Raw genomic sequence first — 19549 nt, 5'->3', positions numbered from 1 at the left:
ACGATATGCGGGAAAAAATAGGGCTGGTGGTCGTCCTGTGCGGTAGTCTTGCGCCAGCGTATGCCGCCGAGCATAGCCAGGACGCGGGTCAGCAGGAGAGAGCCGCCGAGCAGATCCCGGCGGGGGGCATTAACAGCCGCTGGGGGCGTCTGTTCGCCGGGAATAAAGATAAATTTTCTGCGGCGTTGAGCTTTAACTCAGGGCTGAAACAGCAATGGGTAACAATACCGAACAATTCGGAATCGGCCTCGCAAACCAAAAAAATCAACCAGACGCTCAATCTGAGCCTGCAATATTCCCCCTACAGTTTCTGGTTCGCGAACGTCATCACCCGCATGCCGGTCAGGGATACCAGCCGCTATACCACCGATTTTCGCTACAGCTTCGGCTATGACGACTGGCACCCGAACACCGTTAGCCTGGTTTACAGTAACTACGGCGATAACCATTTCTGGACAACTGGCAGTAAACGGCACACCTATTTTGAGCAGGGGGCGTTTACGCTGGCGTATAAGTTCTCGTTGCCAAAGCCCATTGAAAATAAGCTTTTAATTAATAAAGGCGATGCGCTGACCTGCCAGCTCGGTTATAGCTGGGTGCCGCGCTACTACGACGCGCAAAGCGACAGCGTGAGAGCCAATAAAAACGTCATGCTTGGCGGCTGCGGCTACACCCTTAAACAGCACTTTTTCGTACGCGCAACTGCGTTCTGGTTCCCTGATAGCAGCCAGCAGCAGCCGTGGAACGGCGATTATAGCTACAGCTTTGGCTACGCCACCTATGCGCCTGGCTCGCTCTCTATTCAGTACAGCAACTACGCCGGTACGCGCTTTCCCGGTCATAAAAATGGCAATGCACGATTCCGGGAAGGCACGGTGAGCCTTATCTGGTTGTTACCGCTTTAGGAGCCATGAGGATGGAGCAGAAAAGGGTACTGATTGTCGATGATTCGCGGGTTTATCGCCGTTTGCTGGTTAATCTGCTTTCACAGTGGGGCTACCAGGTGAGTGAAGCGGAGAACGGTGAAGAGGCGCTGGCGATGATGGCGCGAACGCCCGTCAGTATGGTGATCAGCGACTGGGAGATGCCGGTGATGGATGGCCTGGCGCTGTGCCGCGCCATTCGAAACATTGAGTATGGTCACTATGTGTATCTTATTTTGCTGACGGCGCGCGAGAGCGCGGATGACATTACCGAAGGCTTTGACGCAGGCGTGGATGATTTTCTCAGTAAGCCGGTCAACCAGAGCGAGCTTCAGGCGCGTTTACATGCCGGGGCGCGCATTCTGGCGCTGGAAGCAAGTCTTGCCGCGCACAATACACGTTTAAGCGAGGCATTAAACCAGATAGAGCAGGATTTACTGGTGGCCGCGCGGTTGCAGCGTTCGGTATTACCCGCGCATCAACTGCGCTATGAACACTATTTTGCTGACTGGCTGTTTCTGCCTTCTGCCTGGGTCTCCGGCGATATCTTTAATGTGTTCCCGCTCGATGGCCATCTTGGGTTTTATTTTGTTGATGTCGCCGGGCATGGCGTTGGCGCGGCGATGATGTCGCTGGCGGTTGCCCGGCAGTTTCTGCAGGGCCGCGTGGTGGAACGTTTTCTGTTTAATGAACATGGCGAGGTGGCGTCACCCGCGAAGGTCGTGCAGATGCTGAATGCGCGTTTTTGCAGTGAAGATACGGAGATAGTCAGCTATTTCACAATGGTTTATGGCGTTATTAACCTGCGAGATGGCAGCGGGACGTTGTGCCAGGCCGGGCATCCCACGCCGTTTATCGTCTCGCCTGACGGGCAAGTCCGCCAGACGGGTAATGGCGGGCCCCCGGTCGGGTTACTGCCGGATATGCAGTGGGAAGACACTGCATTTAGTCTGCATAACGGCGAGCGGTTGTGCCTGTTCAGCGATGGCATTACCGAGTGTGAAGGGCCAGGCGATGAGCAGTTTGGTGAATTACGCTTACAACATTGGTTACAGCAGCAGACCGGCAAGCCCATTGAGGCGCTGCTGCCGTTATTCGGCGAGCATTTGACGCGCTGGCGTAATTATGACGGCGGGAGTGAAAGAACCATGACGGATGATGTTTCGTTGTTAATTATCGAGCGCGGAGGGGATGGGCATGAATATTGAGATCGAACGGTTGCCGCAGGCCATCATTATGACGCCGGTTGTCAGACGTCTGGATGCATCGGTAGCGGCGACATTCAGGGAGATGCTCTCACGTGAAATGGCAAATGAGCAGAAAGCGTTAATCATCGATTTTAGCCGCGTCGACTTTATCGACAGTAGCTGTCTGGGCACGCTGGTGTCGTTACTGAAAATGATGAATGGCAAAGGTGAAATGCTGGTTTGCGCCCTCAAGCCCGGTATCCGCAATATGTTCACTCTGACGCGTATGGACAGGGTGTTTCGTATCTGCGAAGACCGCGATGCCGCCTGCGCCGCGCTTGCCAGGTAAACATGATGCGTGAGGCGATTACCCTTGAGGCTACGTTGGGCGCATTAGCTCCGCTGGCGGAGTGGTTGCAGCGCAACATGGCGGCGCTGCCCGTTGATGATGCGTGGCGCTTTGCGCTCGACCTTGCTGTTTGTGAAGCGGCGACTAATGTTATTCGCCATGCGTTAAACGAAGACAGCCACCGCAAATTTTCTGTGACATTCAGTTGCCACAACGATGCTGTGCAGGTCGAGTTGACAGATGATGGCGTCGCCCTTTCACCAGATAGCCTGAGCAAAGCGCGGAGAAAAATTGGCAGCGACGAGGAGCAGGAGCTGGAAAGTGGCAGGGGGATAATGCTGATGTTGCTTAGCGTGGATAACGTGAGCGTTGAGCGGGAGGGTGGCTGTAACAAAACCACCCTCGTAAAGCGCCTGTGATGCGTTAGCTGTGCGCCGTGCGGATCAGTAACTTACCCTGCAGTAACAGCGCGAAGGTTTTCACCATCAACAGCACGATCACCAGGTTAGCCGCGATAAACAGCGGGAATGACATCCAGTACAGTGCGCCGCCCGGCGTGCCGTGTCCCAGACGAATCGAGGTGGTTGCCAGCGACGCCACGCCGAATGAAAAACTCCAGAACGACGGGTTAAACGGCTGCGAACTGTACCAGGGGATCAGCCTTATCATGAACAGCATCTGTAACAGGCCATAACCGAATAACAGTTTGGCGAACACATCGGCCTGCCCGCCGTTGACGCTCAGCCAGGCGCTACAGGCCACGAATGCAGGCGCCATCTGAATGCCAAGCGATGTACGCACCGCGGGCGACATTTCATCAAGGTTGCGCATCCGGCTGAGAATAGCTGGCTCAAGACTCAGCCAGGAGAAGAGCCCGGCGCCGAGAAACAACATCCCGACATCGTTAAAACCAAACGCACCGCAGGCCATCGCGCTGATGAAATTATTGGCAACCGTAGGCAGATAAAGCCCCGGCGTCGTCGCTTCTTTCGGGTGTTGACCGCGCCATAACCCGGCGGTTTGCCAGGCGGAGTAGGTGAGCTGCGCCACAACTGCAATAAGAAACAGCCCCAGCGCCAGCTTGTGCAGCCACGGCGCAAGGCCAATGGCAACCAGCATCGAGGTTGCCGGTGCCAGGCTGACAAAACTGCTTTTCAGCGGATGGGTGATCTCTTCCAGCACGCTCGCGCCGTGGCGAAACATTCGGCTAATAAATGCCAGCATCAACAGCGCCCAGATGACCATCGCCAGAATGATTAAGCCATCCGCAGGCAATAGCGTGACCGGCCAGATAGTGGCGGCGAAACGCCAGGAAAAGCCCAGCCCGATAATGCCAAGCACGATGCCAAAGTAGCCCGCCGGCAGGTTGAGGTGTGAATCTTTCATCACCAGACTCCTGAAATGTGTAAACCCTGAAGTAAGACGCGCGCCATTATATATGACATTTCATATGCACGTTTCACTTTTTATTCAGCTTAATATGTTGATTAAATAACCGATTAATTAATGACATTGAATTATTGTTGGCTTGGTCTACCGTTAAAGAGTAAATGATCGACTGTGCTTTTCTGTTATTTACAGCCATCTCAAATCAATCCGGAGAATGCCTGATGAACAAAAAAAGTTTAGTGATTATTAGCGCGTTAACATTACTGGCGAGTAATGCCTGGGCCGCCAAATTAATGGAAAAAGCAGAATTTGATAAAGTTTCTTCTCAATATGAAAAGGTTGGCGAGATTGCCACATCCGACGAGATGTCACCCATGGATGCCCGCCATGCGCTGAGCAAACTGGCGGATGAAAAGGGCGGCGATGTGTATGTCGTCACCTCCGATCAAACAAGGAAAAAATTCACGCAACGGCTGACGTTTACAAGAAAAAATAAACTACCAAAGCCTCCCGCGCGGGAGGTTTTTTATTTGCGAAACAGCCCGGTCTGAATATATCGAATATCGCGTCAGTTAGGTTTTAAATTAATTCTTCTTTTTAACGAAATATATTGGTGCGCAGGGTAAATATACCTGCGCATCTGTTTTTGTTTTTCTACCGCAGTAATAGAGGAGTGTGTATGGGCGTCATCTCACGAATGACGATGCGTGTCTTTGCCATCGTATTATTTTTCTCTGCCAGCTCTGGCGTGTTTGCAGGTCAGTTAATCCTTAAAAATACCTCATCATCTCCGATAACCTGTACGGTTGACGGCTGGACCCGCGCGTCTGGCGGCAGCTTTGACTGGTTTATTAAGGTTGAACCGGGGCAGAGTTTTTATGTCGGGCAAAATACCAGCCGGCCAAATCCGCCGATCATTAACTGGGCGAACTGTAATAACCTGCAAACCCGCGCCATGACGCTGACGCCGAAAGGGCCGAACTCCGGGATTATATTCGTCGACATGTTGCGTCAGCGACTTATCGGGGATATCGAACAGCCGGTATTCGTATTGAGGATCTTCTGAGGCTGCCTGTATCCCGCCCGCTTCCGGTGCCGCGTCTTAACCTGAGTACTTTCAGAAACATGACGTCAAGGATCCCCATCGGTTTGCGGTTGAGATAAATTAAATCATTATTTTTCAATAGGTTGTTTGCTTATTGCGCTGCGGCGGAATTTATTTGCATTTCCCTGGCAATATTTTTACCGCTCATCCGTCTACTTCATCACAAGCAATTATTCACTAACCTGATGGAGTAGAAAAAAGATGAGAGATTTTGATATGCATGAGCACAGACACGGACACCGTCACGGCTTTGGTCGGCACCGCATGGTGAAACCGCTGATTATTGGCGTGGTGGTATTCATCGCGTTAGGGTTGCTGGTGATGTCGTTGTGGAACGCGCTGCTACCGGCCATTCTTGGCGTGAAAAGCATTGGTTTCTGGCAGGCGCTGGGGCTGTTAGTGCTGAGCCGCATTCTTTTTGGCGGGCTGGGATTCCACGGGGGAATGTTTGGTATGGCGCGTCGGCGTATGCACGAACGCTGGATGCAAATGACGCCGGAGCAGCGTGAAGCCTTTATCCAGCAGCGCCGCGAAGGGTTTGGTCGCCGCGATCGCTGCGGCTGGCGTGGACGCTGGGATGAAAGGGCAGATGACCGCCATCAGCCTGACGATAGCAGCGCCAAAAAACCGGACGCTGAGTGAGCACGGTGAAAACCACGGACGGCGAGTCTTTGCTGGTTAACGTGCTGAATGCCTGTCGCTCACGCCTGAAAGCGTTTATTCGTGGGCGCACGGCAGTGCGCGATGACGCCGACGACATTTTGCAGGAAGTGACTTACCAGCTGATGAATGTGGAACACCCGGTGGAAAATGTTGCCGCCTGGTTGTTTCGCGCCGCGCGTAATGAAATGACTGACAGAGCGCGTAAAAAACGTGAGCTGCCATTGTCCGGTTTTTTCAACGGCGATGATGATGAGGGCGATTTTGCGGAAGATGAGCTGGCGGAAACGCTGTTTGGCGTGCCGCAAACGCCGGAAGAGGAGTATCTGCGCGAACTGTTATGGCAAGAGCTTGAAAGCGCGCTGGCGGAGCTTCCGCCCGCCCAGCGCGAGGTGTTCGAAAAGACCGAGCTTGAAGGTTTGAGTTATAAGGCGCTGGTGGAGGAGACGGGCGTCAGTATGCAGGCGCTGTTATCCCGTAAACACAAAGCGGTGCGCTATCTGCGCAGCAGGCTGCGCAGTGTTTATGATGCGCTGACTGACGATATTTGAGGTTGCGACAGCTGGAAACCACCCGCTTTTACTTCCTTTTTTCCGTGATACCAAACAACGTATTTAATGGTGTGGTGGCAAAACGGCGATAAATAATAGCTAAATCATCTTTAATATGCTGATGACGTTCTATTCGCTCTATATATTCTTTAGGGCTTATGGTGTCATCAGGGTAATCAATATAAGAAATATAGTGTGCAATTTCATACATGAACCCAAGACTTTCGGTAAATGCATTAATAAAAGAATTGAAAATTTCTTCTTGATTGCTTGCCAGAGACCAGCGGCTCAATAGATCCATGCTTGTTTTTATATTGGCAATATCAGCATAAAGCGCAGTGATTTCCTCAAGTGAATTTTCTGCGCTTTCAATCACTTTTTGATAATGCACTCGATAAGGATCGTCAGTTTGTGTAGAACCAGCAAGCCTACGAACATCTAAAAGAACTTTTAACGAAAGAGAGTTGTGCTTTTTATAAACAACATCAATGTTATCCATCAAAATTGATGCGCGATTGAACCCTTCCGCATGTATTCTTTCACTAAAGAAATCTTTTGCATTTCTGGCAACAACAATCGTAATAAAAGCAATGAACAGATTTGTAATCCAGCTTAACCAGTCCGGCCATGAGCCAAAGTCCGGGCTTGAATAGTTATAAACCAAAGCAAGCAGTTTACATCCCAGAATAATCAATAGCAGCAACGGTGCAGCACAAAGCGTATAAAAAATAATATTGTCCAGATGCGCTAATTTTGATTTCACAGCTCCATTCCTTTTTTTATTAATTATCACTGGCAGGACATGTGTCATTACGCATGTCCTGGTTGATTCCTGCTTAACCACCCCAGCGGCTCTTCAAATAATTCACTGCCTGCTGGGTTTGCGGCTGTTCCAGATAACTTTCGCGGAACAAAATCGTGCCGTTAATCTGCGGCAGCGATTCGTTTAAATCGAGCTGTTTTTTCAGCTCAGGCACGCCGCCGTTGACGGTCCAGTCGGGCTCATTCTTCGAATATTCCCCCACCTTATACAGCGCCACGCCGATGTAGAGGCGTGTTTTTGTCGGTTTCACGACATCCGCCCACCATTTTGCCAGCACATCGTAACGCGCCGCATCGCGCGCGAATGGCCAGTAGATTTGCGGGGCAATGTAATCCAGTAACCCTTGTTGCACCCAGCGGCGCGTGTCGGCGAACGATTCGTCATACGCCGCGGCACCACGCGTATCGGAACCGGCGGCGTCAAATGAGCGGTTACGCCAGACTCCCGCCGGGCTCACGCCGAATTCGACATTGGGATTGAGTTGTCGGATGGTGCGTGAAACCTGCTCAATCAACTGCTGCGTATTGTTGCGCCGCCAGTCTGCTTTTGAATTGAACGCCTGGCCATATTGCCGGTAAGTCTGGCTGTCATTCAGCGCAGAACCGGGGGTTTCAGAGTAGAAGTAGTCGTCAAACTGCACACCATCGACCGGGTAGTGCGCCACCACTTCTGCAACGATGCTGGTTATCCAGTCGCGCACTTCCGGAATGCCGGGATCGAGCACAAAACGGTCGCCTGCCGTGCGGATCCAGTCACGATGGAGCACGAAAATGCTGGCCGGATGCAGGGATAAGGTACGGTTGAGTTCCGCGGTGGTCGACGGTTTGGTATTAACCGAAACGCGGTAGGGGTTAAACCAGGCGTGCACTTTCATGCCGCGCTTGTGCGCTTCATCGAGAATAAACTGCAGCGGATCGTAACCCGGATCCTGCCCAATCGTGCCGGTCAGCATATCTGACCAGGGTAAAATCTTTGACGGCCATAACGCGGTGCCATCGGGTTTGACCTGGAAAAAAACGGTATTGATGCCAAGGCTTTTTAGCTTATCCAGCTTGTTTCTCAGCGCCTCTTGCTGCTGGCTAATGCGCAACGCAGCACTCATGTTGACCGAATTTACCGGCGGCCAGTCGAGACGTGACACGGTCGCCAGCCAGATACCGCGTACGGGTTGTGTATTTTTTGCAGGCGTTGTTGCGAGTGGTTGTTTGGCCACCGGCGGCAACGGTGTGACGAGTGATTTCGGCGCTTTCGAGGCGCAACTGGCGAGTAAAAGCGCAGTGGCAATAAGCACGCCTGACTTTTGTAGTGACATCTGAAAATTAGCTCTTAGGCGTTCGACCGCGGGTCCACGGGTTAAACGCTGGTTCGTCTGATTTGGCCGGGGCGTGCTCTTCCAGCGATTCGAGATACAGCGCCTCAACTTCCGCGCGCGCCCAGGGCGTGCGTCGCAAAAATTTCAAACTGGATTTAACGCTTGGATCGTTTTTAAAGCAATTAATATTGATGCGTTTGCCGAGTTCGAGCCAACCGTAGCGGGCAACCAGCGCGTTAACCTGCATTTCAAGCGTCACGCTGTGCAAAGGATCTTTTGAAATATGAGCGGCCATGTGAAGTCCGGTTTTCGGGAAAAGTTTTGCGGAAGGTTACAAGAAAGCACGCTGAGCGTCACGGGCTTTGCGCCGCTAAACGTTACCGTCCAGACAGGCAAGGGCGACTTTCTGCGTTCCGGTCACCTTGAGTAAGGCGGACTCTCAGCGTGACGGTATCAGTGGAAAAAGGAGAAAGTGGCGGGTGATTGCTCTTGAGGTAAGTGCTGGCAGACGCGCTGCCAGCACTGAGCGTTTCCCGCGTGCGGGGCGCGTTAACCGCCGTTATTCTAGCAAGTTACGGTGTAACGTTTTCACGGCGCTGTCAGCGCATTCTGCGGGGAGCAGGAAGCAAAGATTATGGCTGGAGGCACCGTGGCAAATCATCCGCACGGAATGGTTTTCCAGTTCGGCGAACACCTCTTTGCATACCGCCGGAGCCTGCGAGAGCGTGTTACCAATAAGCGAGACTAACGCCAGACCGGTCTCGATTTCGACATGGCAGTGCGATGACAGTTCGGTAAGCAGCGCGGTAGTCAGCGTGTCCGCTTCACCGGACGTAGAGCCGGTGGAGTTGAGGATAAGCGCAATGCTGGCTTCCGAAGTTGTCACCAGATCCATCGCCACATCATGACGCGACAAAATGTTGAACATCTCGGCTAAAAAGCGGTGTGCCGGCTGCGCATCAATGCTGGATAACTTTAACAGCGTTTGCTGGCGACGAACGGCCAGCGCACGGTAACGCGGCGGTTCGTGCGTGTCACGGCAGACCAGCGTTCCGCCCGCGCGCGGCTGGGCGCTTGAACCGACAAAGACCGGAATATTTTTACGCATCGCGGGCAACAGTGTTGCCGGATGCAGCACTTTCGCGCCGAAGGTCGCCATTTCACTGGCTTCAGAGAATGAGAGCGTATCAATGCGTTTTGCCCGGGCAACGATTCTGGGATCGGTTGTATAAATCCCGGCGACATCGGTCCAGATATCCACTCGCGCTGCCTGCAACGCTTCCGCCAGCAATGAAGCGGTGTAATCACTGCCGCCACGGCCGAGCGTGGTGGTTTGCCCCGCCGCGTCGCTGCCAATAAAGCCTTGCGTGATCACCAGCGACTGCGCAATGCGCGGGCGCAAATACTTTTCCACCCGTTCTGCAATCTCGCTTATAACAGGTACCGCGCAGCCGAACGTGTCGTTCGTGCGAATCACTTTGCGCGCGTCAAACCACTGCGTTTCCACGTCGCGTTCGCGCAGAACCTCCACAAACAGCAGGGAAGACATCAGCTCCCCGTGGCTCACCAGTTCATCGCACAGCGCGTCTGACCGGGAATCAACGGCCATGGCCGCAAGATGGCTGATATTATCGAGCAGGCGGTCGATCTCCTGGCCGATGGCTTCTGGCTGTTTCAGGCGAGAAATAATGTTGTATTGCAGGGTGCGCAGGGTGTCGATTTTATCTTGTCGAACGCTGCTTTCCAGACCGCCTGAAAGTTCAACTAACAGGTTGGTGACGCCAGCGGAGGCAGATAAAACAACCAGACGAACGTCTTTATCAGCAAGGACAATGGTGGCGCTGCGGCTCATCGCGTCAAAATCGGCGACACTGGTTCCGCCAAATTTGGCAACGATGGTGTGTGGATAAATGCGAGTCATAACAATCTCATATCAGGGCGCCATAATTTTATGGCATGAAAATTTTCATTCTCGGCATAAGGGAAGCGTGCTTCGCCTTACGAAATGTCCGCCCGCGAACATTTCTTTTTACAACCCAGGATTCTGCTCCCGTTGTCGATAACCTGTATTGCCTCTCACGAGTTACCGGGTGTGATACGCATTAATGATTAAATAGATGCTTCCTTTTTTTCGCCTCAGGGTTTTTATCGCGGGGCATAGTAAGTGATTTAACTCGCTGAATCGATATTTTCCTCAACATTTGCAATAAACCAATGGAAAATATCATGATTTATTCAGTGCTTGCTGGCGGAGTTTGGCTTAAATAACGTTCTAATAACATAAAAAGAGCACAAATATTAAAAAGCGAGGCTTATCATGGCATTGTTTCCGATGCTGCCTGGAATATTCTTGTAACAGAATTGGTTACAATTCATGCTGAACAATCCCCACGCATAAATATTTTTTGTCATTGATTTTTAAAGAAAATGACATAAATAGCCTGACAAAATAAAAGATTGAGTCCGCTGCTGAAAACACATATATTAGCCGCGTTTTTTACAAGCCCCCTTAAACCCTTATTCAACCCGGTGTTAAATCAACCCAGGTTGTAGGAGAGATATGATGACGGATAAAGTCCGTATTGATTCTTTGAGTGCTAAATCATTCCCGCAAAGCAATGAGACCTTTTTAGCAAGACAGGCCGAATTTGAATCCAATGTCAGAAGCTATCCGCGTAAATTGCCGTTAGCGATTGCCAAAGCGCAGGGCGTCTGGATCACTGATGTTGAGAATAATCAATACCTTGACTGCCTTGCAGGCGCCGGTACTCTGGCGCTGGGCCATAATCATCCTGATGTGATTCAAAGCATCCAAAGTGTCATTACCAGTGGCTTACCGTTACATACGCTCGACCTGACCACGCCGTTAAAAGATGAGTTTTCAGAATATCTGCTCTCTTTGCTGCCGGGTCAGGGCAAAGAATATTGCCTGCAATTCACCGGGCCTTCCGGCGCGGACGCCGTGGAAGCGGCGCTGAAGCTGGCGAAAAAAGTGACCGGTCGTTCCGGGATTATCAGCTTCTCTGGCGGTTACCACGGCATGACGCACGGCGCGCTTTCCGTGACGGGCAACCTGTCGCCGAAGGAAGCGGTAAACGGCATGATGCCGGAAGTGCAGTTTATGCCTTATCCGCACCAGTATCGTTGCCCGCTGGGTATCGGTGGTGAAGCCGGTGTCAAAGCGCTGACTTACTACTTCGAAAACCTGATCAACGACGTTGAAAGCGGCGTGCGTAAACCGGCTGCTGTGATCCTGGAAGCGGTGCAGGGCGAAGGCGGCGTGAACCCGGCGCCAATCGAGTGGCTGCAGCGCATCCGTAAAGTGACCCAGGAACACGGCATTATGTTGATCCTGGACGAAGTGCAGGCTGGTTTCGCCCGTACTGGCAAACTGTTCGCCTTCGAACACGCCGGTATTGAGCCGGACATCATTGTGATGTCCAAAGCGGTCGGTGGCGGTTTGCCGCTGGCGGTACTGGGTATCAAAAAACAGTTCGACGCCTGGGCGCCGGGCCACCATACCGGTACCTTCCGTGGCAACCAGCTGGCGATGGCAACAGGCCTCACTACGCTGAAGATCCTCAAAGAAGATCGCATTGCCGATAAAGTGGCAGAGCAGGGCGAATGGCTGAAAGGCAAACTGGCTGAAATGCAAAAACGTTTCCCGGTTATCGGTCACGTTCGCGGCCTGGGCCTGATGATCGGTATTGAGATCGTTAAGCCGCACGAAGCGCAGGATCACATGGGTTGCTACCCGGCAGACGGTGAGCTTTCTGCACTGTTGCAGAAAAAATGCTTCGAATCAGGTCTGATCCTGGAGCGCGGCGGCCGTGGCGGTTGCGTACTGCGCCTGCTGCCTTCGCTGCTTATCAGCAATGCTGAGCTGGAAATTTTCCTCGATAAATTTGAAAACGCGCTGCTGAGCGCTGGCGTGAAGCCTGTTTAATCGGAGTAAGTGAGCGAATGTCTGATTTAAATCCGATTCTCTCGGGTTCCGCGCAGAGTATTGCTGCCTATCAGGAAGCCATTGAGCAGAGCACGCAAGCTGTGGTGCAGTGGCTCAAGCAACCTGAAATGTATCAGGGCAAGACTGTCGCGGAATTACGTGAGCGCATCAATTTAGAATTCACGTCTCAGGGCCTGGGCAACCAGGCCGCTATTGAGCGCGCCGTTGAGTATTTCCTTAAAGACAGCTTGTCCGTGCATCACCCGCAGTGCGTGGCGCATCTCCACTGCCCGAGCCTGGTGATTAGCCAGGCGGCGGAAGTGCTGATCAACGCCACAAACCAGAGCATGGATTCGTGGGATCAGAGCCCGTCGGCAACCATCATCGAGATGAAACTCATCGAATGGTTGCGCGCACAGGTGGGTTATCCGGCCGGTGACGCGGGTGTGTTTACCAGCGGCGGCACGCAGAGCAATCTGATGGGCTTGATGCTGGCGCGCGATGCCTTTTTTGCACGCCAGGGTCACTCTGTTCAGCAGCACGGCTTAACCGGTAACCTCAGCAAAATTAAAGTGTTATGTTCTGAAAATGCACACTTTTCGGTGCAGAAGAACATGGCGCTGATGGGGCTGGGTTACCAGTCCGTGACGCTGGTGAAAACGGATGCGTTTTCGCGCATGGATGTTAACGATCTGGCGCAGAAACTGGCCGAGGCGAAAGCCAACGGTGAGCAGGTAATGGCGATTGTTGCTACCGCCGGCACCACCGATGCGGGCGCTATTGATCCGTTAGCGGACATCGCCGCGCTGGCCGCTGAACAGCAGATTTGGGTTCACGTTGATGCGGCCTGGGGCGGCGCGTTGCTGCTCTCTGAGAAGTATCGCCATTTCCTCAATGGCCTTGAACTGGCGGATTCCGTGACGCTGGATTTCCATAAGCAATTCTTCCAGACCATAAGCTGTGGCGCGTTCCTGCTGAAAGATGCGCGCCATTATCAGTTGATGCGTTACCAGGCAGCCTACCTGAACTCTGACTTTGACGAAGAGCAGGGCGTACCAAACCTGGTGTCGAAATCCTTACAGACAACGCGCCGTTTCGATGCGCTGAAGCTGTGGATGGGGCTTGAAGCGCTGGGTAAAAAGCAGTACGCCGAAATTATTGACAACGGCGTAACGCTGGCGCAGCAGGTGGCGCAGTTTGTTGCCGAACAGCCACAGCTGGAACTGGTGATGCAGCCGCAACTGGCTAGCGTATTGTTCCGTTTCCGCCCGGAAAAGGGTGATACGGCAAGCGTTGCGTTGCTGAACCAGCGTATCGGCGATGCACTGTTGGCCTCCGGGAGCGCCAACGTTGGTGTAACGGAAGCGGACGGGGTGACCTGCCTGAAGCTGACATTGCTGAACCCGACCGTTTGTCTGGAGGACGTCAAAGTTCTGCTGGCAAGTGTGGTTGCCTGTGGTCAGCAGTTACAGAACGCCTGATTGCCTGATTCGCCTCGTAAGTAAAAAAAAGCCGACAGCAGCGATGTTGTCGGCTTTTTTATTGTCTGCAAAACGTCTCTGCGTGTCACTCTTCGTCGGGCGCAGCCGGGTCGGGCTCCCTGGAAATAATGTCACATGGCCTGCGTTGTTGGGCTTTCGATCGGCTGGCAAATTGCGCAGCACTTTTCGTTGTTCTGAAGCAGGTACCGGGAGTGAACAAACAGGCAGTAAATCCAGGACGCAAGGAGATGCAGCGCTGCTGACAACGGTGTTGTTTTCAAACCACAAAACTCATTACGACTAAGCGCCGGGCAAAACCAGACCTATGTAAGGTGAAGGTCGCGAATCGACAGTGCGCAGCAAAAAGAGGTGAGTGTAGTGGAACCTATAGCTCAGGCAAGACTGGCCTTGGCCGTGGGTTATCTGGTTATACTTCATTTAACATAATATACATTATGCGCACTAAAGTGATATTAAATAGAATCCATCGGTTTGCCATCATCATTGCCGTGGTCATTTATCTCTGTTTTTCTTGCCTTAGTGCTTACGCTGTTACAGCATTCATTCCGCCATGGGCGTCCCCTGATGAAAGCGCATCTGCCATCGACCTGGCATTGTTTTACACGCCTCCCACAACGATGTCCGCAATGTTTGCTTCGTCATCTGGCCTTGTCCGTCGAGGATAAAACTTCGATACGTCAACAATGCATAACCGTTGTTGTGCATCGACAATGCAAAATCATCTGACGCGATCGGCTTAGCGTCCTCATTTGCCAGTGCAGCAATCACTTGTTCTCTGCTGTATCGTTTACCGGATCGGCCAACCTCAAAAAAATCATGATGTAAAAGCCTTTCGACAATTTCGGGCTGGCAGCGAATGTCAGGATCATGAAGCTGCTGTTCATATCTTACCAATATCGCCAGTAACGCATCTTCTTTGTTCATCGTCTTTCTCCCGGCCTGTTTGCATCACACATTTTTGAATGCATCGCTATGCACTAATCGCCTGCACACTCCCAGCATAAACTGGCGCAGCCAGCGATGCGCGGGATCGACTTCTGAACGTGGATGCCACAATTGAGATACGGTAATGGTGCGCGTTTTTACCGGCAGCTCAAACATTGCCACTCCCTGCCTGGCCGCAGGACTGAGAAGAAAAGAGGCCGGGATAAGCGCGATAAGATCGGACGCACGCGCCACGGCTAACGCCGCAGGAAAACCCGGCACCACAGCGGCGATTTTCCTGCGCACGCCCTGCTCTGCCAGCCCTTCATCAACCGGACCGCTTGTTAACCCCCGACGCGACGCCACGACATGGCCCCAGGCGACATACTCGTTGATCATCACTTCATTAAGTTGCGCCAGTGGATGCGTATCCCTGACGACGCCGACAAAACGGTCTCTGAACAGCGCCTGCACGCGAATTTCTGGCCCCATTTCGCTCAGCACGCCAATTTCCAGATCGACCCGTCCTTCCCGCAAGGCACTGGAGCCCTTCTCTGGCTTTGGCGTAAACCGCAGCATCACGCCTGGCGCGACAGCCGCCATTTCCGCAATCAGCGTTGGGCCAAACGCTTCAACAAAACCATCGTTGGCGCGCAGGGTAAACATCTGCTGTAGCGAGGCAATATTAAGCTCGGGTTGCGCGGGTCGCAGCAACGCCCGCGCCTCGAAAACGGCGTTCTGTGTGCGTGTCTGAAGCGTTTCTGCATACGGCGTCAGCACCATATTGCGCCCGGCGCGCACTAATAGCGGGTCGCCGGTGGTTTCCCGCAGACGGCTAAGTGTCCGGCTCATCGCTGAAGCGCTCAGACCAAGCCGCCGCGCTGCCGCCGCCACACTGCGCTCGGCGATCAGCACATCCAGGGCAAATAACAAATTCAGATCGGGTTCACTCATCGTTTTCGTCCACAACAGATGGTTCAGATATGGCGTTTGCTGCAACGTATTAATGCAAATGCTGCGCCTTCCGCCATATATCCCGCGAAATTATAGTTACCGCAAGCACAAAATCAGCAGAGGTTGTTTATGACACTATTTTTGGATAAACCCGGTGATGAAGGATTGCCCGGACGCGAGCGGTTGATGGCCATGGTTGCGGTGATGACCAGCACCACAATGGCGGTGTTTGATGGCTCGATGGTGAATATCGCCTTGCCGCAAATTGCGCGGGCGTTAGATGTAACCGCCGCGGAAGCTGTTTGGGTAGCGAATGGCTATCTGCTCTCCGCCGCCATGACGCTGGCAATCTTTGCTGCGTTAGCGGCACATATTGGCTTTCGCCGATTATTCGCCGCCGGTCTGGGGCTCTTCACGCTGGCCTCGCTGGGCTGCGCACTGGCGCAATCGCTGGAGACGCTGGTCGCGATGCGTATCTTGCAAGGGATTGGTGGGGCGGCAACACTCAGCATTGCACCGGCGATTTTGCGCTCGGTCTTTCCCAATCGATTACTGGGGCGCATCCTCGGAATGAACGCGCTGTTAATCGCCTCCATTACCGCTATCGCGCCGGTACTGGGCGGCACGCTGCTGGCAACGTTGAGCTGGCAATGGTTATTCGCCATTAACCTTCCGCTGGGCATCATCGCCCTGCTCTTCACATTACGGGTGATCCCGACTGCAACCTCCGCGTTGCGCGGGCCCTTCGATACGCCGGGGGCGCTGCTTTCCGCTCTTATGCTGGGCGCGATGGTAATGGCATCAAGCGCCATTTCCCGTTCCGGATCAGGGCTTACCGCGTTGAGTTATGGGCTTGTTGGTCTGGCTGCCGGGGCATTGTTTGTATTGCGTCAGCGCCAGGCACTGCAGCCGCTGATGCCGCTGACGCTTTTTGCCTCGCCGCGTTTTTCGCTGGCGGCACTGACATCGCTGGCCTCTTTTATCAGCCAGGGAATGACGTTCGTCGCCCTGCCGTTTCTGTTTCAGAGCGTATATGGTTACAGCGCGCTGACGTCGGCGTTGCTGTTTACCGCCTGGCCTGTTGGCATCATGCTGGTTGCGCCCCATGCCGGACGGCTTGCCGACCGCTACGCACCTTCGTTGATTGCCACCGTTGGTCTGTGCCTTTTCGCGGTGGGGTTAATTTTGCTGGCGCGATTACCGCATGATCCGCCGGTGTGGGATATCAGCCTGCGCAGCCTGATCTGTGGTATTGGCTTCGGTTGTTTCCAGAGCCCGAACAATAAAGAGATGATGGCGAACGCCTCAAGGGAGCACAGTGGTTACGCGTCCGGCGTGCTGGCGATTATGCGCACGTTCGGCCAGTGTCTTGGCGCGGCGCTGCTGGGTGGGATACTTTCGCTCTATGCCCCTTCCGGCAATGTGGAGCAGGAGGCTTTTGCGGTCCGGCTTGGCTTAGGGCTGGCCGCTGCGGCAACACTTCTGGCGATCCTCTTTAGCCTGAGCCGCATCCGGCAAATATCTTCACCGCCGCTTTAGCGAACGCGTTGCGCCAGCCATACGGTATGCCCGGCGCAGTGCGGATCTTCCTGAACCATCCCGATAACCTCGAAACCGTGATTTGCTAATAACGCGCGGTATTCGTCAGGTGCGAGACTGGCATGGAACAACGGTTCACCGGCAAACTGCCCCATTGCGATCCCGTGATCGGTTCCGCTGGTGAACATTAACGCGCTGCCCACATGGCTATGTTCGGCAAAACGATCGAACATGTTGCGTTGATCCTCATGCGTCAGGTGAAAAAAGCTGTCCCAGGCCAGCAGCCCATCGAAGGTTTCACCGAGCGACAGGTTGCGCATATCCTGCTGGATCCAGCGCTGAGCGGGAAACTGCTGGCGCGCGCGGTCCAGCATTGCGCTTGCGCCATCAACGCCGGTGAGTTGAAAACCCTGGCGGATAAACCAGCCCGCAATCGGCTGCCCGTTACCGCACCCGACATCGACAATGTTGCCTGCATCCGGCAGCAGACTGGCGAATTTTTCCAGCCAGCCTTTTTCGAAAAGCGCCTTTGAGCGCTGCTCAGCAAATGTCCGGGCGTGACGTTGATAGATAGAAAGAATATGTTGTGCGGCGCTGTTCATGTTGATCTCGCGTTAAGCCAGGGACCCGGCGCATACGGTTGTGATGAGAAGCAAAATGCCCGCGCTATTGCAGCATGCCTTTGAGCTTTGCCAGCAAATACGCGGTGACGGACGTTGCATCGCTGATCTTTCCTTCACACATCAACGTCTCAAATTCTTTCAGGGTAATTTTGCGCGTCGTCAGACCAAACTCTTCAGGATCCAGTTCCTGCTGCTGATGCACCAACGCTTCAGCAAGAAAAATATGGTAACCCTGGCTGGAGTAGCCTTGCGCCAGCTTCTGATACCCGACATGACGTATCTTTCCTGCCACCAGCCCGGTTTCCTCGCGCAGTTCACCGGCCGCCACATGCAGCGGATCCGCATGCGGCGCGCATTCCCAGGCGCCTTGCGGCAGTTCAATAGTGTGCTTACCCAGCGGATAGCGGAACTGCTCAACCACATACAGGCTGTCACCTTCGCGGGCGATAATCACGACAAAATCAGCTTTCTCAACAACGGAGTAAATACCTTCGTTCCCATCTGCCCGCAGGATTTTGTCTTCGCGCAGACGCATCCATTTGTTGCGGTACACTTCGGTTGTGGCAAGTGTTTTAATCGCCGACATCACGGCTCTCCCTGTTTGGCCTCAGGCGTGAAGAGTAACATGTGAATAGCGTAAGCGGGGGGATCTATTTGGCGCTGGAATAGGTTTCAGAGAAATCGGCGGTGGAGAAACAGAGGGGATATTAACATTAATATCCCCTTTGCAATGTCGGCTTATGGCACGCCATCGCAATTACAGGCTGCGCCGCCCTCGCCCGCCTGGCACAAGATCTGGCACATGCAGTTCCAGTCTATTTCGCCGTTCACTTCACACTCCGTCTGGCTGGCGGCGAAGACATTCATTGATAAACCAAATAATAAAATGGAAAGTAAGGCACGTATTTTCATAAAAAGTCCCTTTCTGTGTTGAATCATGAAATAAAGCCACGCGATAGCGCAGCCTTATTATTATAGGAGATGTTTTATGATGGGATGTTAATTAAGTTATTTATTTTAATAGGAATTTTCTCCTCATTAATCCATTCTGTGAATAAATGCTCTTTATTTATTAACAGGGAAATTATATTCCATTTCAATACAGCGTAATTCCGCACGCGCCAGCGCAGAGGGATAAATACTTTCCCGCACTATGACAAACCCCTGCTTTTGATAGAAACCACAGGCGTTGGGCGTTGATGCCAGCGTGATGTGCAGCAAACCGCGCTGCGCCGCTTCCTGTTTAATGGCTGCAATTATCTGCGTCGCCAGCCCCTTTCCTTCCCACTCCGGCAACGTGAAAATGGCCTCCACGCTGGCGTTGGCGAGATCGAGAAAACCCGTGGCGACCGGCTGGTCATTTGCCGTGGTTGCCACATAAAAAGGGTTATTGGCAATCATCGTACGCTGGCTTTCCGGCATTTTATCCGGAGTCCAGGCGGCGATAACCTTGTCCTCATAAACGCCTTTGCAACCGTGGCGGATAGCCTGGTTACGGATGTGCCAAATAACTTCTGCTTCTTCAGGCTGTGCCCGTCTGATCGCCATATTCCTTCCCCTAAATGCCACTACTCAGCCTAAGATTATTCTTATTTTTGCTCCCATTCACCGTCAACGAAGCGCCCTTGCGGAGGGTTAACGGTACGATATATAAATTAACAAGCGGTTAAAATACATGCAACATTCAGTGATTTATAACAAATTTCATTCGAAAGTAATGCGCTAAACGTTGCCCCTTTTACCGGGCGTATATTCTTCACGC

General features: G+C 52.9%; 22 protein-coding genes. 11 read left to right on the top strand and 11 right to left on the bottom strand.

Going from position 1 to position 19549, the window contains the following annotated elements:
* The first annotated feature begins 5 nt into the window (after positions 1-5).
* From H650_RS02395 to H650_RS02380, 4 genes are read left to right on the top strand one after another with little or no spacing between them, the layout of a single operon-like run.
* Positions 6-905 (top strand): hypothetical protein, encoded by a 900-nt coding sequence (locus H650_RS02395; protein ID WP_016496107.1) that lies wholly within the window; start codon positions 6-8, stop codon positions 903-905.
* An 11-nt stretch (positions 906-916) separates the two neighbouring features.
* The gene (locus tag H650_RS02390; protein ID WP_016496106.1) at positions 917-2131 is read left to right on the top strand and encodes a PP2C family protein-serine/threonine phosphatase; all 1215 of its coding nucleotides are present in this window, start codon (positions 917-919) and stop codon (positions 2129-2131) included.
* A complete protein-coding gene (locus H650_RS02385; protein WP_016496105.1) occupies positions 2121-2459 on the top strand; it encodes an STAS domain-containing protein in 339 nt (112 codons plus the stop codon). Before H650_RS02390 ends, H650_RS02385 begins: the two co-directional genes overlap by 11 nt.
* Positions 2460-2461: 2 nt before the next feature.
* Positions 2462-2878, top strand: a complete 417-nt coding sequence (locus tag H650_RS02380) for an ATP-binding protein (RefSeq protein WP_238328373.1) — start codon at positions 2462-2464, stop codon at positions 2876-2878.
* Positions 2879-2882: 4 nt separating this feature from the next.
* On the opposite strand, the gene tehA is transcribed toward H650_RS02380, so the two are convergent.
* Positions 2883-3845: a dicarboxylate transporter/tellurite-resistance protein TehA gene (tehA, locus tag H650_RS02375; RefSeq protein WP_016496103.1), complete on the bottom strand. Its 963-nt coding sequence runs from the start codon at positions 3843-3845 to the stop codon at positions 2883-2885.
* Between the two features lie 224 nt (positions 3846-4069).
* Here tehA and yahO point away from each other — a divergent pair, with 224 nt between their 5' ends.
* The 4 genes from yahO (at position 4070) to H650_RS02355 (ending at position 6164) form a co-directional block, all read left to right on the top strand.
* Entirely contained in the window at positions 4070-4399 is a 330-nt protein-coding gene (yahO, locus tag H650_RS02370) for a DUF1471 family periplasmic protein YahO (RefSeq protein WP_110093590.1), read from the top strand.
* 128 nt (positions 4400-4527) lie between these two features.
* Positions 4528-4914: a hypothetical protein gene (locus H650_RS02365; protein ID WP_016496102.1), complete on the top strand. Its 387-nt coding sequence runs from the start codon at positions 4528-4530 to the stop codon at positions 4912-4914.
* Positions 4915-5154: 240 nt separating this feature from the next.
* The gene (locus H650_RS02360) at positions 5155-5595 is read left to right on the top strand and encodes a hypothetical protein (RefSeq protein WP_016496101.1); all 441 of its coding nucleotides are present in this window, start codon (positions 5155-5157) and stop codon (positions 5593-5595) included.
* Positions 5592-6164 carry an RNA polymerase sigma factor gene (locus H650_RS02355; protein ID WP_016496100.1) on the top strand — a complete coding sequence of 191 codons (573 nt, stop codon included), beginning with the start codon at positions 5592-5594 and terminating at the stop codon, positions 6162-6164. The genes H650_RS02360 and H650_RS02355 overlap by 4 nt, the downstream gene beginning before the upstream one ends.
* Positions 6165-6192: 28 nt before the next feature.
* On the opposite strand, the gene H650_RS02350 is transcribed toward H650_RS02355, so the two are convergent.
* From H650_RS02350 to lysC, 4 genes are all read right to left on the bottom strand, one after another.
* Positions 6193-6927: a hypothetical protein gene (locus H650_RS02350; protein ID WP_016496099.1), complete on the bottom strand. Its 735-nt coding sequence runs from the start codon at positions 6925-6927 to the stop codon at positions 6193-6195.
* A 73-nt stretch (positions 6928-7000) separates the two neighbouring features.
* Entirely contained in the window at positions 7001-8299 is a 1299-nt protein-coding gene (locus H650_RS02345) for a glycoside hydrolase family 10-like protein (RefSeq protein ID WP_044489360.1), read from the bottom strand.
* Positions 8300-8306: 7 nt separating this feature from the next.
* Positions 8307-8594: a VF530 family protein gene (locus tag H650_RS02340; protein WP_016496097.1), complete on the bottom strand. Its 288-nt coding sequence runs from the start codon at positions 8592-8594 to the stop codon at positions 8307-8309.
* A 264-nt stretch (positions 8595-8858) separates the two neighbouring features.
* Positions 8859-10220 (bottom strand): lysine-sensitive aspartokinase 3, encoded by a 1362-nt coding sequence (lysC, locus tag H650_RS02335; protein WP_016496096.1) that lies wholly within the window; start codon positions 10218-10220, stop codon positions 8859-8861.
* A 639-nt stretch (positions 10221-10859) separates the two neighbouring features.
* Between lysC and H650_RS02330 the strand changes: the two genes are divergently transcribed.
* Positions 10860-12245: a diaminobutyrate--2-oxoglutarate transaminase gene (locus H650_RS02330; RefSeq protein ID WP_016496095.1), complete on the top strand. Its 1386-nt coding sequence runs from the start codon at positions 10860-10862 to the stop codon at positions 12243-12245.
* 17 nt (positions 12246-12262) lie between these two features.
* Positions 12263-13726 carry a pyridoxal phosphate-dependent decarboxylase family protein gene (locus H650_RS02325; RefSeq protein ID WP_016496094.1) on the top strand — a complete coding sequence of 488 codons (1464 nt, stop codon included), beginning with the start codon at positions 12263-12265 and terminating at the stop codon, positions 13724-13726.
* 561 nt (positions 13727-14287) lie between these two features.
* Here H650_RS02325 and H650_RS02320 read toward each other — a convergent pair.
* Together H650_RS02320 and H650_RS02315 are read right to left on the bottom strand one after the other, a co-directional pair.
* Positions 14288-14671 (bottom strand): nuclear transport factor 2 family protein, encoded by a 384-nt coding sequence (locus tag H650_RS02320; protein WP_016496093.1) that lies wholly within the window; start codon positions 14669-14671, stop codon positions 14288-14290.
* Positions 14672-14695: 24 nt separating this feature from the next.
* Positions 14696-15625: a LysR family transcriptional regulator gene (locus tag H650_RS02315; protein WP_044489649.1), complete on the bottom strand. Its 930-nt coding sequence runs from the start codon at positions 15623-15625 to the stop codon at positions 14696-14698.
* A 129-nt stretch (positions 15626-15754) separates the two neighbouring features.
* On the opposite strand from H650_RS02315, the gene H650_RS02310 reads away from it, so the two are divergent.
* Positions 15755-17164, top strand: coding sequence for an MFS transporter (locus H650_RS02310; protein WP_044489358.1), 1410 nt, complete (start codon positions 15755-15757; stop codon positions 17162-17164).
* Here H650_RS02310 and H650_RS02305 read toward each other — a convergent pair.
* From H650_RS02305 to H650_RS02295, 4 genes are all read right to left on the bottom strand, one after another.
* Positions 17161-17766, bottom strand: a complete 606-nt coding sequence (locus tag H650_RS02305; protein WP_016496090.1) for a class I SAM-dependent DNA methyltransferase — start codon at positions 17764-17766, stop codon at positions 17161-17163. The genes H650_RS02310 and H650_RS02305 overlap by 4 nt on opposite strands.
* A 64-nt stretch (positions 17767-17830) precedes the next feature.
* Positions 17831-18373 carry an NUDIX domain-containing protein gene (locus H650_RS02300; RefSeq protein ID WP_016496089.1) on the bottom strand — a complete coding sequence of 181 codons (543 nt, stop codon included), beginning with the start codon at positions 18371-18373 and terminating at the stop codon, positions 17831-17833.
* Between the two features lie 152 nt (positions 18374-18525).
* A complete protein-coding gene (locus tag H650_RS25630; RefSeq protein WP_016496088.1) occupies positions 18526-18699 on the bottom strand; it encodes a hypothetical protein in 174 nt (57 codons plus the stop codon).
* A gap of 153 nt (positions 18700-18852) precedes the next feature.
* On the bottom strand, positions 18853-19335 hold the full coding sequence (locus H650_RS02295) for a GNAT family N-acetyltransferase (RefSeq protein ID WP_016496087.1): 483 nt from the start codon (positions 19333-19335) through the stop codon (positions 18853-18855).
* Positions 19336-19549: the final 214 nt, after the last annotated feature.

It is taken from the genome of Enterobacter sp. R4-368, from assembly GCF_000410515.1.
Lineage (GTDB): Bacteria > Pseudomonadota > Gammaproteobacteria > Enterobacterales > Enterobacteriaceae > Kosakonia.
The sequence above is the reverse complement of the archived record's forward strand: the minus strand, read 5'-3'. Positions and strand labels throughout refer to the sequence as shown.

Excerpts from the sequence above, each read along its gene's own strand:
- H650_RS02395 (WP_016496107.1), top strand. The coding sequence starts at position 6 with ATGCGGGAAAAAATAGGGCTGGTGGTCGTCCTGTGCGGTAGTCTTGCG.
- H650_RS02390 (WP_016496106.1), top strand. The coding sequence starts at position 917 with ATGGAGCAGAAAAGGGTACTGATTGTCGATGATTCGCGGGTTTATCGC.
- H650_RS02385 (WP_016496105.1), top strand. The coding sequence starts at position 2,121 with ATGAATATTGAGATCGAACGGTTGCCGCAGGCCATCATTATGACGCCG.
- H650_RS02380 (WP_238328373.1), top strand. The coding sequence starts at position 2,462 with ATGATGCGTGAGGCGATTACCCTTGAGGCTACGTTGGGCGCATTAGCT.
- tehA (WP_016496103.1), bottom strand. The coding sequence starts at position 3,845 with ATGAAAGATTCACACCTCAACCTGCCGGCGGGCTACTTTGGCATCGTG.
- yahO (WP_110093590.1), top strand. The coding sequence starts at position 4,070 with ATGAACAAAAAAAGTTTAGTGATTATTAGCGCGTTAACATTACTGGCG.
- H650_RS02365 (WP_016496102.1), top strand. The coding sequence starts at position 4,528 with ATGGGCGTCATCTCACGAATGACGATGCGTGTCTTTGCCATCGTATTA.
- H650_RS02360 (WP_016496101.1), top strand. The coding sequence starts at position 5,155 with ATGAGAGATTTTGATATGCATGAGCACAGACACGGACACCGTCACGGC.
- H650_RS02345 (WP_044489360.1), bottom strand. The coding sequence starts at position 8,299 with ATGTCACTACAAAAGTCAGGCGTGCTTATTGCCACTGCGCTTTTACTC.
- H650_RS02340 (WP_016496097.1), bottom strand. The coding sequence starts at position 8,594 with ATGGCCGCTCATATTTCAAAAGATCCTTTGCACAGCGTGACGCTTGAA.
- lysC (WP_016496096.1), bottom strand. The coding sequence starts at position 10,220 with ATGACTCGCATTTATCCACACACCATCGTTGCCAAATTTGGCGGAACC.
- H650_RS02330 (WP_016496095.1), top strand. The coding sequence starts at position 10,860 with ATGATGACGGATAAAGTCCGTATTGATTCTTTGAGTGCTAAATCATTC.
- H650_RS02325 (WP_016496094.1), top strand. The coding sequence starts at position 12,263 with ATGTCTGATTTAAATCCGATTCTCTCGGGTTCCGCGCAGAGTATTGCT.
- H650_RS02320 (WP_016496093.1), bottom strand. The coding sequence starts at position 14,671 with ATGAACAAAGAAGATGCGTTACTGGCGATATTGGTAAGATATGAACAG.
- H650_RS02315 (WP_044489649.1), bottom strand. The coding sequence starts at position 15,625 with ATGAGTGAACCCGATCTGAATTTGTTATTTGCCCTGGATGTGCTGATC.
- H650_RS02310 (WP_044489358.1), top strand. The coding sequence starts at position 15,755 with ATGACACTATTTTTGGATAAACCCGGTGATGAAGGATTGCCCGGACGC.
- H650_RS02305 (WP_016496090.1), bottom strand. The coding sequence starts at position 17,766 with ATGAACAGCGCCGCACAACATATTCTTTCTATCTATCAACGTCACGCC.
- H650_RS02300 (WP_016496089.1), bottom strand. The coding sequence starts at position 18,373 with ATGTCGGCGATTAAAACACTTGCCACAACCGAAGTGTACCGCAACAAA.
- H650_RS25630 (WP_016496088.1), bottom strand. The coding sequence starts at position 18,699 with ATGAAAATACGTGCCTTACTTTCCATTTTATTATTTGGTTTATCAATG.
- H650_RS02295 (WP_016496087.1), bottom strand. The coding sequence starts at position 19,335 with ATGGCGATCAGACGGGCACAGCCTGAAGAAGCAGAAGTTATTTGGCAC.